This is a genomic window from Streptomyces sp. H27-C3 (assembly GCF_030063415.1).
Taxonomy (GTDB): domain Bacteria; phylum Actinomycetota; class Actinomycetes; order Streptomycetales; family Streptomycetaceae; genus Streptomyces.
This window is the reverse complement of sequence record NZ_JASITA010000027.1, coordinates 58,313-71,559: the sequence shown is the minus strand read 5'-3', so window position 1 is coordinate 71,559 and position 13,247 is coordinate 58,313. Positions and strand designations below refer to the sequence as shown.

The 13,247-nt window shown below is 68.9% G+C and carries 13 protein-coding genes; 9 read left to right on the top strand and 4 right to left on the bottom strand.

Annotated elements, in window-relative coordinates; genetic code table 11:
• The first annotated feature begins 34 nt into the window (after positions 1-34).
• Together QMK30_RS25020 and QMK30_RS25015 are read left to right on the top strand one after the other, a co-directional pair.
• Positions 35-739, top strand: a complete 705-nt coding sequence (locus tag QMK30_RS25020) for a response regulator transcription factor (protein WP_283520563.1) — start codon at positions 35-37, stop codon at positions 737-739.
• Between the two features lie 6 nt (positions 740-745).
• Positions 746-2,179 carry a sensor histidine kinase gene (locus QMK30_RS25015; protein WP_283520562.1) on the top strand — a complete coding sequence of 478 codons (1,434 nt, stop codon included), beginning with the start codon at positions 746-748 and terminating at the stop codon, positions 2,177-2,179.
• Positions 2,180-2,186: 7 nt separating this feature from the next.
• Here the strand turns inward: QMK30_RS25015 and QMK30_RS25010 are convergent, their stop codons facing one another.
• The gene (locus QMK30_RS25010) at positions 2,187-3,182 is read right to left on the bottom strand and encodes a TAXI family TRAP transporter solute-binding subunit (protein ID WP_283520561.1); all 996 of its coding nucleotides are present in this window, start codon (positions 3,180-3,182) and stop codon (positions 2,187-2,189) included.
• A 70-nt stretch (positions 3,183-3,252) separates the two neighbouring features.
• Here QMK30_RS25010 and miaB point away from each other — a divergent pair, with 70 nt between their 5' ends.
• The 3 genes from miaB to QMK30_RS24995 all read left to right on the top strand — a co-directional run bounded on the left by miaB (position 3,253) and on the right by QMK30_RS24995 (position 5,891).
• Entirely contained in the window at positions 3,253-4,743 is a 1,491-nt protein-coding gene (gene miaB, locus QMK30_RS25005; RefSeq protein ID WP_283520560.1) for a tRNA (N6-isopentenyl adenosine(37)-C2)-methylthiotransferase MiaB, read from the top strand.
• Between the two features lie 59 nt (positions 4,744-4,802).
• Positions 4,803-5,105 carry a hypothetical protein gene (locus QMK30_RS25000; RefSeq protein WP_283520559.1) on the top strand — a complete coding sequence of 101 codons (303 nt, stop codon included), beginning with the start codon at positions 4,803-4,805 and terminating at the stop codon, positions 5,103-5,105.
• 69 nt (positions 5,106-5,174) lie between these two features.
• Positions 5,175-5,891: a class III extradiol dioxygenase subunit B-like domain-containing protein gene (locus QMK30_RS24995; RefSeq protein WP_283520558.1), complete on the top strand. Its 717-nt coding sequence runs from the start codon at positions 5,175-5,177 to the stop codon at positions 5,889-5,891.
• Positions 5,892-6,036: 145 nt separating this feature from the next.
• Here QMK30_RS24995 and QMK30_RS24990 read toward each other — a convergent pair whose 3' ends face one another.
• Both QMK30_RS24990 and QMK30_RS24985 read right to left on the bottom strand, forming a co-directional pair.
• Complete coding sequence (locus QMK30_RS24990) at positions 6,037-6,297, bottom strand: antitoxin (RefSeq protein WP_283520557.1); 261 nt, start codon at positions 6,295-6,297, stop codon at positions 6,037-6,039.
• Positions 6,298-6,321: 24 nt separating this feature from the next.
• Positions 6,322-6,579 carry a hypothetical protein gene (locus QMK30_RS24985; RefSeq protein ID WP_283520556.1) on the bottom strand — a complete coding sequence of 86 codons (258 nt, stop codon included), beginning with the start codon at positions 6,577-6,579 and terminating at the stop codon, positions 6,322-6,324.
• Between the two features lie 182 nt (positions 6,580-6,761).
• Between QMK30_RS24985 and miaA the strand changes: the two genes are divergently transcribed.
• The 4 genes from miaA (at position 6,762) to QMK30_RS24965 (ending at position 11,721) form a co-directional block, all read left to right on the top strand.
• Positions 6,762-7,700, top strand: a complete 939-nt coding sequence (gene miaA / locus QMK30_RS24980; RefSeq protein ID WP_283520555.1) for a tRNA (adenosine(37)-N6)-dimethylallyltransferase MiaA — start codon at positions 6,762-6,764, stop codon at positions 7,698-7,700.
• Between the two features lie 337 nt (positions 7,701-8,037).
• Entirely contained in the window at positions 8,038-8,913 is an 876-nt protein-coding gene (locus tag QMK30_RS24975; protein ID WP_283520554.1) for a DUF5655 domain-containing protein, read from the top strand.
• Between the two features lie 394 nt (positions 8,914-9,307).
• On the top strand, positions 9,308-10,768 hold the full coding sequence (locus QMK30_RS24970; RefSeq protein WP_283520553.1) for an HsdM family class I SAM-dependent methyltransferase: 1,461 nt from the start codon (positions 9,308-9,310) through the stop codon (positions 10,766-10,768).
• Entirely contained in the window at positions 10,765-11,721 is a 957-nt protein-coding gene (locus QMK30_RS24965; RefSeq protein ID WP_283520552.1) for a BsuBI/PstI family type II restriction endonuclease, read from the top strand. The genes QMK30_RS24970 and QMK30_RS24965 overlap by 4 nt, the downstream gene beginning before the upstream one ends.
• Positions 11,722-11,830: 109 nt before the next feature.
• Here the strand turns inward: QMK30_RS24965 and QMK30_RS24960 are convergent, their stop codons facing one another.
• Positions 11,831-13,201, bottom strand: coding sequence for an SPDY domain-containing protein (locus QMK30_RS24960; protein WP_283520551.1), 1,371 nt, complete (start codon positions 13,199-13,201; stop codon positions 11,831-11,833).
• Positions 13,202-13,247: the final 46 nt, after the last annotated feature.

The following is a 13,247-nucleotide window of genomic DNA, read 5'->3' as shown; positions in this document are numbered from 1 at the left end:
GAGACCAAAACGACCGATTCTCCGGAGGGGGGCCATGAGACTGCTGCTCGTCGAGGACGACGCCCACGTCGCTGGGGCCCTCGCCGCCATCCTCGCCCGACACGGATTCGAGGTCGTCCACGCCCGCAGCGGCGAGGAGGCCCTCCAGGCACTGCTGCCGGCAGGCAAGGAGCCCTTCGGGGTCGTGCTGCTCGATCTCGGGCTGCCCGACCAGGACGGCTACGAGGTGTGCGGCAAGATCCGCAAGCGCACCGCCACCCCGGTGATCATGGTGACCGCGCGGGCCGACGTACGCTCCCGGATCCACGGCCTCAACCTCGGCGCCGACGACTACGTCGTCAAGCCGTACGACACCGGTGAGCTGCTCGCCCGTATCCACGCCGTCAGCCGGCGCACGACGAGCGGCGACGCGCCCCCCGTGGGCGCCGACAGCGCCCTCGCGCTCGGCCCCGTACGGATCGAACTGCCCACCCGCCGGGTCACCGTCGACGGAACGGACGTACAGCTGACCCGCAAGGAGTTCGACCTGCTCGCGCTCCTCGCCCAGCGCCCCGGCGTTGTCTTCCGGCGTGAGCAGATCATCAGCGAGGTGTGGCGCACGAGCTGGGAGGGAACGGGCCGCACACTGGAGGTTCATGTGGCGTCGCTGCGCTCCAAGCTGCGGATGCCCGCCCTCATCGAGACGGTGCGTGGAGTCGGCTACCGGCTCGTCGTGCCGCCCGCGCTGCAAGGACCGTAGTTCCACGTGCGTACCCGCCTCCTCCCGCTGCTCATCGTGCTCCTCGCGGGCATCCTCCTCGCGCTCGGCTTCCCGCTCGCGGTGAGCGTGGCCGCGGCGCAGCAGCAGCGGGTGGTCGTCGACCGGATCGACGACACGGCGCGGTTCGCGGCGCTCGCCCAGTTCGTCACCGAACGCAAGAAGACCGAACGCGACACGAGCGGCGAGGACGAGCGGCGCAGGACCCTGGAGACCGAACTCGCCAGTTACAGCGGGGTGTACGGGATCAAGGCAGGGGTCTTCTACCGGGAGGGCGAGGACATGGCCAGCGCCCCCGCGGACTGGGCCGTCCCCAAGTCGGGTGAGGGCCGAGACGCCTTCCAGGAGGCGCTGTACAAGCGCCGCAGCCACGATCCACAGCAGGTCTGGCCCTGGCAGAACGGGCGGCTGGTCGTCGCGTCGCCGGTGGTGCGGGACGGTGACGTGGTCGCCGTGGTGGTCACCGATTCACCGACCGGACAGATGCGTTCGCAGATCCTCCAGGGCTGGCTGCTGATCGCGGCCGGCGAGTGCGCGGCGATGCTCGTCGCGCTCGGCGCCGCCGTCCGGCTCACCGGCTGGGTGCTCCGGCCCGTACGCGTCCTGGACGCGGCCACCCACGACATCGCGACCGGGCTGATGAACTCCCGGGTTGCGGCGGGGGGCGGCCCGCCGGAACTCAGGCGGCTGGCCCGCTCGTTCAACGAGATGGCGGACAACGTCGAGGACGTGCTGGAGCAGCAGCGGGCCTTCGTGGCCGACGCCTCCCACCAGCTGCGCAATCCGCTGGCCGCCCTCCTGCTGCGCATCGAGCTGCTCGCCCTTGAGCTTCCCGAGGACAACGAGGAGATCGCCTCCGTCCGTACGGAGGGCAAGCGTTTCGCCCAGGTACTCGACGACCTGCTGGGCCTGGCGCTGGCCGAGCACGCCTCCGCCGACCTGCGGTTGATCGACCTCGGCGCGCTGACCGCCGAGCGGGTCGCCGCCTGGCGGCCCCTCGCGGACGACAAGGGGGTGAGCCTCCTCCAGCGGGGCTCCACCGCCGTCACCGCCTGGGGCGACTCCGTCGCGCTCTCCAGCGTCCTGGACGCGCTGCTCGACAACGCCCTGAAGTTCACGCCCGAGGGCGAGGCGGTCCAGGTCACCGTCACGTCGAACGGCGAGCACTGCACGGTCGACGTCGCCGACGAAGGCCCCGGCCTCAATGGGGACGAGCTGTCCCGCATCGGAGACCGCTTCTGGCGCAGCAACCGCCACCAGAACATCAAGGGCTCCGGTCTCGGCCTGTCCATTTCGCGGGCCCTGCTGACGGCCGGCGGCGGCGGGCTCACGTACGCCCAGAACGCCCCTCACGGCCTGCGCGTGACCATCACGGTCCCGCGCACGTCCCCCACGTCCCTGCCGGAACGGTCCGCGCGGTGACCGGGTGCTACGGCTTGACCGAGCGGTAGTAGCGCTGCGCCCCTTCGTGCAGCGGCAGCGGGTCCGTATAGATCGCGGAACGCAGATCCACCAGCTGCGCCGCGTGCACCTGATTGCCGATCCGGTCGCGGCTCCCTATCACCGTGCGGGTCAGGCCCTCGGTCAGTGACGCGTCCATCAGCTCCGTGGTCACCAGCAGGTTCGCGACCGCCACCGTCGGCACGGCCTCCCCGTCCTGGGCATTGCGATACGCGTCGGCAGGCATCACGGCCGACCGGTAGTGGCGGGTGCTGCCGCCCGCCGCGTGCAGCTTGTCGACCAGCTCGCCCAGCGGGACGAGCCGGATCTCGAACCGCTTCGACAGGTCCCTGACCGCGCTGGTGGGCAGGCCGCCCGACCAGAAGAAGGCGTCGATGTCACCGTCCTCAAGCAGCCCCGGCATGGTGTCGATACCGGCGGACACCGGGGTGATGTCCAAGTGGGGATCGAGCCCGGCGGCCGTCAACAGCTGGTTCGACACCAGGCGCACGCCCGAGCCGTCCTGCCCCACGGCGACCCGCTTGTCGCGCAGGTCGGCGGCGGAGCGCACCTTGGAGCCCTTGGGCACGACGAGCTGTACGTAGTCGTCGTACAGCCGCGCACAGCTGCGCAGCAGCTCCGCGCCCGGCATCCCGTCCTGCAGATACTTCGCGACGGCGTCCGCGGTGGCGATGGTGAAGTCGGCCTCACCACTGGCCACCCGCGCCAGGTTCTGCTGCGAGCCCTCGCTGGTCCGCAGCCGCATGTCCACGTCCGGCAGATCGTGTGCCAGGGCCGTGTCCAGGAGCTCGCCGTAGCGCTGGTAGACCCCGGTCGTGACGCCCGTGCTGAAGGTGATCCTCCCGCGCGGCTCGGACTCCCCGATCGGCAGGAGCCACCACATCAGCAGCCCGAACACCACAAGCGCGGCGGCGGAGCCCTGAAGGGCGCGGCGGCGGCTGATACGGGGGAGGGCCTGGAGCATGCGCGCGATCCTGCCAGTTCAGTGCCCTGGAGGACCAGGGGGTACGAGGCCCCGTACCCTGGTGAGCGAGATGAGCGAGAAGACATATGAGGTGCGCACTTACGGGTGCCAGATGAACGTCCACGACTCCGAGCGGCTTTCCGGCCTGCTGGAGGGCGCGGGCTATGTCCGCGCGCCCGAGGGCACGGCGGAGTTCGACGCCGATGTCGTCGTCTTCAACACCTGCGCGGTCCGTGAGAACGCCGACAACAAGCTGTACGGCAACCTCGGCAGGCTCGCGCCGATGAAGACGAAGCGGCCCGGCATGCAGATCGCCGTCGGCGGCTGTCTGGCGCAGAAGGACCGCGACACCATCGTCAAGAAGGCGCCCTGGGTCGATGTCGTCTTCGGTACGCACAACATCGGCAAGCTGCCGGTGCTGCTGGAGCGCGCCCGTATCCAGGAAGAGGCGCAGGTCGAGATCGCGGAGTCGCTGGAGGCTTTCCCCTCCACGCTGCCGACGCGGCGCGAGAGCGCGTACGCCGCCTGGGTCTCCATCTCCGTCGGGTGCAACAACACCTGCACCTTCTGCATCGTCCCCGCGCTGCGCGGCAAGGAGAAGGACCGCAGGACCGGCGACATCCTCGCCGAGATCGACGCACTGGTCGCCGAGGGCGTCTCCGAGATCACCCTGCTCGGACAGAACGTGAACGCGTACGGCTCCGACATCGGCGACCGCGAGGCGTTCAGCAAGCTGCTGCGCGCCTGTGGGCGCATCGAGGGGCTTGAGCGGGTCCGTTTCACCTCGCCGCACCCCCGCGACTTCACGGACGACGTGATCGCGGCGATGGCCGAGACGCCGAACGTGATGCCGCAGCTGCACATGCCGTTGCAGTCGGGCTCGGACACGGTCCTCAAGGCGATGCGCCGCTCGTACCGGCAGGACCGCTTCCTGGGGATCATCGACAAGGTGCGCGCCGCCATGCCGCACGCCGCCATCTCCACCGACATCATCGTGGGCTTCCCCGGCGAGACCGAGGCGGACTTCGAGCAGACCATGCACGTGGCGCGCGAGGCACGCTTCGCGCAGGCCTACACCTTCCAGTACTCCAAGCGCCCCGGAACCCCGGCCGCCACCATGGAGGGCCAGGTCCCCAAGGAGGTCGTCCAGGAGCGCTACATGCGGCTGGTCGCCCTCCAGGAGGAGATCTCCTGGGAGGAGAACAAGAAGCAGGTCGGCCGGACCCTGGACGTCATGGTCGCCGAGGGCGAGGGCCGCAAGGACGGTGCCACGCACCGCCTCTCCGGCCGTGCCCCCGACAACCGTCTGGTGCACTTCACCAAGCCCGACGGCGAGGTGCGCCCCGGTGATGTCGCCACGGTCGAGATCACCTACGCGGCGCCGCACCACCTGCTGGCCGAGGGCGAGACCAAGGGCGTACGGCGCACCCGCGCCGGCGACGCCTGGGAGAAGCGCAACACGCTCGCCGCCGCCAAGCCGGTCGGCGTGATGCTTGGACTGCCGTCCGTCGGAGCGCCCGAGCCGCTGCCCGCGGTCACGGGCGGCTGCGGCAGCAACTGACCATCGCGGCGGGGTCGTAGCGGGTCACGACGGAGCAGCACACATCACGGGGGAGCGGCATGGCGCGCTGGGGACTGCTGTTGGACAACCCGGCGTGGCACGGCGAGTACAAACCGATGGAACTGCTCGCCACCGTGGACGGCACACGGGAGAGCGCCGAGGCGCAGCTGCGGGAGCTGGTGCGGCTGTACCGGCCGAGCAATCCGACGAAGCCCAAGCGCACCCGGATCTACCGGACGGTGGACGGCTGGGCGCTGATCTGCGACGGGGCACTCGGCCAGTCCTTCCCGTACCGCTTCATGGTGTGCGAGCTGGAGTGGGACTCGGGGCCGGCCGACGAGCCCAAGACCCTCTGGCAGTAGCGCCGCGGCAGTCGGTGGTTGTCGGCGGTCGCCGCCGCCGGTTCGATCAGCTGGATTAGGCTGCCGGACATGCTTGTCGCCGCCGCTGTATGCCCCTGTCCGCCGCTTCTCGTGCCCGAGGTCGCCGCGGGCGCCGCCCCGGAACTCGACGCCGCACGGGCCGCCTGTAGCGACGCCCTGGGGGTAGTGGCGGCCTCGCGCCCCGACCTGCTCGTCGTGGTCGGGCCCGCCGGGCAGGACGGCACAGGAAGCCACCCGCAGGGCGCGGGCGGCGGCTTCGGCGGCTTCGGCGTGGATCTGGAGGTGCGGCTCGGCCCGGCGGGCGACGACGGCGCCCGGGAGCGCGAGCTTCCGCCGTCCCTCGCGGTGGCCGCCTGGCTCCTCGACCGCACGGACTGGGCCGCCGCCCCGGTCCGCGGGCTCGGCGTCGGGGAGCGGCTGGCCGGTGAGCGGTGCGCCCGGGCGGGCCGGGAGCTCGCCTCGGAGGCAGGGCGGGTCGCGCTGCTGGTGATGGGTGACGGCAGTGCCTGCCGGACGCTCAAGGCCCCCGGCTACTTGGACGGGCGGGCCGTGCACTTCGACGCGGCGGCGGCCCGTGCGTTGGGCGCGGCCGACACGACCGCTCTGCTGGCGCTGGACGAGCAGTCGGCGTACGAACTCAAGGTGGCGGGCCGGGCGCCCTGGCAGGTCCTCGCGGGCGCCGCGCAAGGTGCGGGGCTGGGCGGCGCGCTGCTGTACGAGGAGGCTCCGTACGGCGTGGGGTATTTCGTCGCCGCCTGGTCGTAGGGCGGGCAGGGGCGGCGAGGGCGGACACGGGGACGGCCGTCGAGCGCGTGCGCTCCACGGCCGTCCACCGTTGATCAGCCGGACCGACCCGCCGGACCGCTGTCCGCGGCCCGGTCCGTCAATCCGCCATCGTTGCGTCAGCCCGTCAGGAAGAAGTCGGGGGCTTGGTGCCTCCGGCGGGCGGTGGGGGGCCGTCGTCCTTGTGGGCGATGCGGTCCAGGGCGTCCTTGGCCTTGCCCGTGCCCGACTGGATCTGGCTGCTGTACTTGCCCTTGGTCTTGCTGTCGACCGCCTTGGCGGCCTTGCTCAGGCCCTGTTCGATCTTGCCCTCGTGCTGTTGCGCGAGGCCGGAGACCTTGTCCTTCGCAGGAGCAAGCTTGGCCTTCAACGAATCCAGGAAGCCCATGGATCACCTTCGCTCTTCGGGGGACTACTTACGAGCGCTCTCGCCGGCCCCATTGTCCGCCGCTTCCTCCACCGACTGCTGCTTGGGGATCTCCACGCTCTCGGCGGCGGTGGCCGGCTCGGCGGGCTCGGAAGCCTCCGCGGTCCTCTCGGCCGCGACTTCCTTGCTCTGCGCTTCGGCTTCCTCCGCGGGATTGGCCGTCAGAGTGGCGGCCTGCGCCTCCTCGGCTGCGCCTTCGACGGCATCCTTGGACTTACGGCGAAATCGTGCAAAAACGCCCATGTCTACTCCATACGTTACTCGTGTGGGCGAAATTCCGCGCCGCCCGGAGCGTCTCATTGCGTCGCCCGGGGGAACCGGTCCGGAAACCGGCGGTCGGAACCTCGCAACAGGCAACGACCCCGCCCGCGCGTCGTCACGTAGCTCGTTCGGGGATGTGTCCACGGGTTTGCGAGACTGGGGCAGTGAGTACTGCAGCTACTGCCCCGCGGGTCATCGCCGTTGTCGGCCCCACAGCGGCCGGAAAATCCGATCTGGGTGTCGCCCTGGCCCAGCATTTCGACGGCGAGGTCGTCAACGCGGACTCCATGCAGCTCTATCGGGGGATGGACATCGGCACCGCCAAGCTGACGCCCGAAGAGCGTGACGGAGTCCCGCACCAGCTCCTCGACATCTGGGACGTCATCGAGGCGGCGAGTGTCGCCGAGTACCAGCGGCTCGCCCGTGTGCACATCGACCGGCTGCTCGCCGAGGGCCGTACACCCGTCCTGGTCGGCGGCTCGGGCCTGTACGTACGCGGGGCGATCGACGCTCTGGACTTCCCCGGCACCGACCCCGCCGTGCGGGCCCGCCTGGAGGAAGAGGTGACGCTGCGCGGCCCGGGTGCGCTGCACGCGCGCCTCGCCGCCGCCGACCCCGCCGCCGGGCGCGCGATCCTGCCGAGCAACGGCCGCCGCATCGTCCGCGCCCTCGAAGTGATCGAAATCACCGGCCGGCCCTACACGGCCAATCTCCCCGGCCACGAGTCGGTGTACGACACCGTCCAGATCGGCGTCGATGTCGCCCGCCCCGAGCTCGACGCACGCATCGCCGCACGCGTGGACCGCATGTGGGAGGCGGGGCTTGTGGAGGAGGTGCGCACGCTGGAGGCGCGCGGCCTGCGGGAGGGGCGAACGGCGGCACGCGCACTCGGGTACCAGCAGGTGCTCGCGGTGCTGGCGGGGGAGTGCACCGAGGAGGAGGCGCGCACCGAGACCGTGCGCGCCACCAAACGCTTCGCGCGCCGCCAGGACTCCTGGTTCCGCCGGGACCCCCGGGTCCACTGGCTGAGCGGCGCCGACGAGCACCGCGCGGAACTCCCGCACCAGGCGCTGACGTTGGTCGAACGAGCGGTCACAGCCTGATCACGTGACCAACGTTGGGTAGCGTAGCAGGGAGTGCCCTTTGAGCTGCATCGCAGCAGGTCAGAGTGGGTTTTTTGGGTTGCGAGGCTTCATCAGGCTTCGACACTCAGGGACACTCTTTGCGGGTATTAATGCTGACCTAATGCTGACTTGGCTGATGGGTAGTCAGTTTCATGGGTTGGCTGTGGTCGCGGTGCCGGAGCGGGTTGTGGCTGCCGCGACGGGCAAGCTGCTGCGATGCCCGGGGGCATCGCAATGAGTCAGCCTGTTGATTCCTTCGGAAATATTTGTGCCCTTGGGGGCGTTCTCCTGCGGCATCCATACCGAGGAGGGGAAGGTGTCGGGCCTGAAGCTGTTCAACACAAGAAGCGGCGTGACCGAGGTCACGCCGCGTCTTGCTGACGTCGAGGCGGATGTACAGGGCCTCGTTGAGGCGCACATGGAGACGCTGCTGGGCGTCCGGTTCTTGGCAAGCGAGTACAGCACCGGGCCGGTTCACGGCGGTCGGATCGACTCGCTCGGTCTTGACGAGAACGGGTCGCCGGTCATCGTGGAGTACAAACGTGCGACTGACGCAGGAGTGATCCACCAGGGCTTGTTCTACCTGTCGTGGCTGATGGACCACCGGCGCGAGTTCGAGCACCTGGTCCGCGACCGGCTCGGGGTGACGGCTGCGGCCCAGGTGCTCTGGAGCGGACCGCGGTTGATCTGTATCGCCGGCGACTTCACGCGCTATGACGTGCACGCGGTCCGTGAGCACCGGCGCAGCATCGACCTGGTGCGCTACCGCCTTTTCGGCAGTGAGCTGCTGGGCCTTGAGACCGTGGCATCCGTCAGCGGCCGGACACCGACAGCTCGCCGGGCGCAACGGCAGACGCTCGTCGGTGGCCGGAATGAGCCGATGGATGAGCTGGTGCGGGCGGTTGACGAGGCGCTGCTGGGCCTGGGGAACGGCGTGAACCGCATCCAGCGCAAGCAGTACCGGGCGTATCAGCGTCTGCGGAACTTCGCCTGCGTCTGCCCGCCTCAGCGGAGCAAACTCCTCGTCTACCTCAAGGCCGACCCGAAAGAGGTCGACCTCGTTCCCGGGTTCACCCGGAACGTGACGGGACTCGGCCACCACGGCACGGGCGACCTGGAGGTGCAGTTGCGCACCCCGAGGGACGTGGAGCGTGCCGAGGATCTGTTCCGGGCGAGCTACGCAGCGGCGTGAGCGGTTGGCGGGCATCTGGCCATGAGCGTGTGTGCTCGGTCTGCGCTGGGTGCGGGTGGTGCCTCTCGACGTACGGGCAGGTCGTGGCGGTGGACTACCAATGATGCGCGGGATCGCCGGTTTGGCTAACCGGCGATCCCGCGCTATGTTGCGCGCCGATCCCATGCGCGCACGTTGCACTGAGCGCCATTGACCGCCCCGGCCGGACTCGCGTGGGCCGCCCTTGGGGAAACGCCTCAGTGGGTGTCGCGCACCAGCAGGCCCGCCTAGACGCGACGCGGGAGCGGCTGCTTGAGTGATCGCGTCAAGAGCTCTACGAGGTCATGTCGTTAGGACCTTTTGGATGTAACTCCACCAAAAACCTCACGAGGGTGCTCCGTGAGAGGATCGCGACGTGAAACTGATCGAGAATACCGAGGTACGTCGGGTGGAGGCGCTCAGTGTCCTTGACCCTCGGACCCAGGCGGCCCTGGGGCAGTTCTTTACCCCTGCACCAGCCGCCGGCCTGATCGCCTCGATGCCTCGCCTAGACGCGCTGAGCAATTCCGTGCGCGTCCTGGACCCCGGCGCCGGGGTCGGCTCGCTGACCGCTTCGCTGGTGACCCGACTGCACGAAGAGCGCCCTGATCTGGACGTTCACGTCGTTGCTGTGGAGACCGACCCGCAGGTCATGCCCTACCTGTTGGCCACGCTCGAGGAATGTAGGGAAACCTACGGCACCACGTTCGACCTCGTGCAGGGTGACTACCTCACCGACGATGACGCACTCGTCGAGGGGCCGTTCGACCTCGTCGTTGCCAACCCACCCTATGGAAAGCTCGCCGCAGGCAGCCTGCACCGTACGCACATTGCGCACCTCCTGGTCGATGCCAGCAACATCTACACGGCCTTCTGGGCCAGGGCCTTGGCCACCCTTGCCCCCGGCGGCCAGATCTCGATCATCGTGCCGCGTTCCTGGGCCAATGGCACCTACCACCGCGCCTTTCGTCAGTGGATGCTCGACCGCACCAGCCTCGACCTCCTACACGTCTTCGAGAGCCGCAACACCGTCTTCGCCGACACCGGCGTCCTCCAGGAAAACGTCATCGTGGTTGGCACACGGGGCGAGCAGCAGCCAGAGGTCGTCCTGTCGGCGTCGATCGCGCACGATGACGCCCCGCTGCACCGCGCCGTCCCGTTCGACGTTGTGGTCCTGCCCGGGGACCGCGAGCGGTTCGTCCGCTTCGATGACTCTGCTGTTGTGCCGCCGGCCGTTTCGTTCACCTTGGCCGACCTGGGCTTGGGCGTCAGCACGGGCAAGGTCGTCGACTTCCGCAACCGCGAGCACTTGACCGAGGACCTCAGTACCGATGGTGTCGTGCCGATGGTCTACCAGGCCAACGTGCGCGCTGGAGGGATCGAGTGGCCACAGCGTCCCGCTAAAAAGCCGCAGGGCTTCTCTCCCAGCACCGAGACCGCCCGCAAGTTGCTCCTGCCCGAAGGGCACTACGTCGTCATCAAGCGCTTCTCCGCGAAAGAGGAGAAGCGGCGCGTGGTCGCGGGTGTCTGGAAGCACGACGGCCCGGTTGCCCTGGACAACAAGACCAACTACTTGCACGAGAAGAAGGGACCTATCGACCCGCAACTTGCGCATGGACTGATGCTCTGGCTGAACTCCTCGACGCTCGACGCGATCTTCCGTACCTTCTCCGGGCACACCCAGGTCAACGCCGGGGACGTCAAGACGCTCCCCTTCCCCTCCCGTGACGACCTGGTGCGCCTGGCGCAGAGCGCGCCGGAGTGGCTCCCGGAGCAGTCGAAGCTCGACGCCCTCGTGGCTGACTTGTTTCCCGCTGTCGTAGGCTCCGCAGAGTGACCAGTACTTTACGAGCATCCGTCGAAAACGCCAGCGCCCTTCTGCAAGCCTTCCGCTTCGACAAGGTCCGCTGCAATAGCAGGTCCGCCCTGACAGCCCTCGTGCTGCTTGGCCTGAAGCCCGGTGAGCAGTGGGACACGGCGACCAACCCGCGTCTCGGCGTCACGGAAATCATCGGCGCCATCGCGGATAATTGGGACAAAGGGTATGCCCCCAACTCGCGCGAGAGCGTCCGCAAGCAGACGCTCCACCAGTTCGTCGACGCGGGTTTCGTTGAGCACAACTCCGATGCTCCCGAAGGGCGCCCGGTCAACTCCTCCCTGAACAATTATCGGATCGCTCCGGCTGCTCTGTCCGTAGTGCGTCTCTTCGGTGCTGGGGGGTTCCAAGACGCCCTTGACGCCTGGATGGCAGGGGCTCCCACCCAGCAGGCTGCTTACGAGGCGGTCCGCGAGATGCAGAAGATCCCGGTCAGGCTGCCTGACGGTTCTGTTTTCCGTCTCTCTCCTGGTGGCCAGAACCCCCTGATCCAGGAGATGGTCGAGGAGTTTTGTCCTCGTTTCGCGCCGGGCGGACAGCTGCTCTACCTGGGAGACGCCAAGGATCACCGCTCCGACCTCCGCCGAGACGACGTCTTCGCACGTCTTGGACTGACCTTCGACGAGCACGGCAAGAACCCAGACCTTGTGGTCTACGACGAACAGCGCGGTTGGCTCTTCCTGATGGAAGCCGTCACTTCTCACGGACCGATCGACTCCGGACGGCGTCAGCACCTGAAGTACCTCTTCGCGACGGACAAGGCCGGGCTGGTGTTCGTGAATTGCTTCCCGGACCGCGCCACGATGCGCAAGTGGCTGGCCGACCTCGCATGGGAGACCGAAGCCTGGGTGGCTGACGCGCCTGACCACCTGATCCACCTGAACGGCTCACGGTTCCTCGGCCCCTATGAGTAAGCCTTTTCAGCTCGCGCTCTGATTCGGTGAACCCAAGGTCGCGGTCGTGACCAGCCCGGCGATCCCGAGGACAACCCGGCGATCAGTGGTACCTCCGAGGGCCCAGCGCTCAGCGTGTACGGGTGACTGATGGACCGGCCTTGGGCGCTGGGATGGTCAGCGGCGAGGTGGCGAGGGGTGCTCTGCGTTCGAGGCCGATGGCCTGCGCCTGGCGGGTGCCGGTTCCATGGGCGAGGTTCTCGGAGAGGCCAGCCAACAGCGAGCTGGGCGTGTGCGGGGACGCGTGGAGGGTCCAGGTGGGGCGGTCGGGGTTCGTTCCGCCCCAGATGATCCAGGTAGCGAGGGCCAGCTCCGGATGATGCCGGGCGGCGAAGGCATCGAACTGGACTCCCGCGTCCCCGCCGGGGGTTGTCCAGCGCATCCAGCGCCCGTCCACGGTGTGGTTCCACCCGGCGTCGGTCAGGGGCTGCGTGGCGGCCGTGACGGCCTTTTCGTCCACCGGGGTGCCGAGGGCGGTGTCCCAGTCGCCGCCGGCGAGGTGATCCAGCAGTTCCTGCAGCACGGGGGCGGGGGTGGCGCCGGTGGTGGTGAGGGCCCACATGCGGTCGGAGACCGGTGTCTCGTAGGCCGCCACGGTCCACGCGGTGTCGTGGGCGGTGGCTTCGTGGACAAGTTCGATGCGCAGGGTCTGGTCATCGTGGATGGCGTGGGTGGTCCCGTCGGACCAGGTCCTCCACTTCGACCAGTCGCCGTGCGCGTCGAGGAAGGCGTCCAGGACGGCATCGTGGTCGCCGGCGTCGGCGGCATACACCGGGACGGTCTCTGGCTTTGGACGCGGTGGTTCGGCCTCGATGGCGGGTGTGCCGAGCTGGGTCTGGGCTTTGACGGCGGCGCGTTCGGTATCGGTCATGGGGGCCGGGCCGGGGCGCATGGTGTCGCCGTGGATCTTCTCGAAGGCAAGAAGGGCCTGGGCAGGAGAGTCGAAGGTGTCGGCGATCTGCCGCAGGTGGTTCTCGCCGTGGAGGTAGACGCTTTTCCCGCCGCTGAGGTAGGTGCCGACCGCGACGGTGGTGTGGCCGTCCTCGGCGTGGGCGTGGATGAGGAGGTGGCCGTGGCGGATGTCGTCATGGATCTTCTGGGCTTCGGCTGAGACCTCGCGGATCTCGCCGCGGGTGCACCAGGGCATCGGGTAGTTGGCCCAGGTCCACTCCTCGTCGATCGCCTCCCGCAGTGTGGGGGTGATCTCGGTGTTGATCCCCTCGGCGTTCAGGGCGTCGGCGGCCTGTTGTGCCCAGTACGGCTCTTCGCTGTCGATGCGGGCCAGGACGAGGATGTTCTCGCCGACTGGGGTCCAGCCGTCGGCCTCCAACGCCAGGTGGGCGATGTGGGCCTGGGCGCCGGTCAGGGCGGCGGTCACGGCACTGGAGTGGGTGGGGTGGCTGTCGAGGCGGACATGTGCGTCGAGGGCAGGTGTCGTCACGAAGGATGGCTCTCTTCTGCCGACCGCCGGACCACAGTGGGTTCGG

What these genes read in the sequence shown, in the direction of transcription:
- QMK30_RS25020 (WP_283520563.1), top strand. Translation starts at nt 35, where the DNA reads ATGAGACTGCTGCTCGTCGAGGACGACGCCCACGTCGCTGGGGCCCTC.
- QMK30_RS25010 (WP_283520561.1), bottom strand. Translation starts at nt 3,182, where the DNA reads ATGCTCCAGGCCCTCCCCCGTATCAGCCGCCGCCGCGCCCTTCAGGGC.
- miaB (WP_283520560.1), top strand. Translation starts at nt 3,253, where the DNA reads ATGAGCGAGAAGACATATGAGGTGCGCACTTACGGGTGCCAGATGAAC.
- QMK30_RS25000 (WP_283520559.1), top strand. Translation starts at nt 4,803, where the DNA reads ATGGCGCGCTGGGGACTGCTGTTGGACAACCCGGCGTGGCACGGCGAG.
- QMK30_RS24995 (WP_283520558.1), top strand. Translation starts at nt 5,175, where the DNA reads ATGCTTGTCGCCGCCGCTGTATGCCCCTGTCCGCCGCTTCTCGTGCCC.
- QMK30_RS24990 (WP_283520557.1), bottom strand. Translation starts at nt 6,297, where the DNA reads ATGGGCTTCCTGGATTCGTTGAAGGCCAAGCTTGCTCCTGCGAAGGAC.
- QMK30_RS24985 (WP_283520556.1), bottom strand. Translation starts at nt 6,579, where the DNA reads ATGGGCGTTTTTGCACGATTTCGCCGTAAGTCCAAGGATGCCGTCGAA.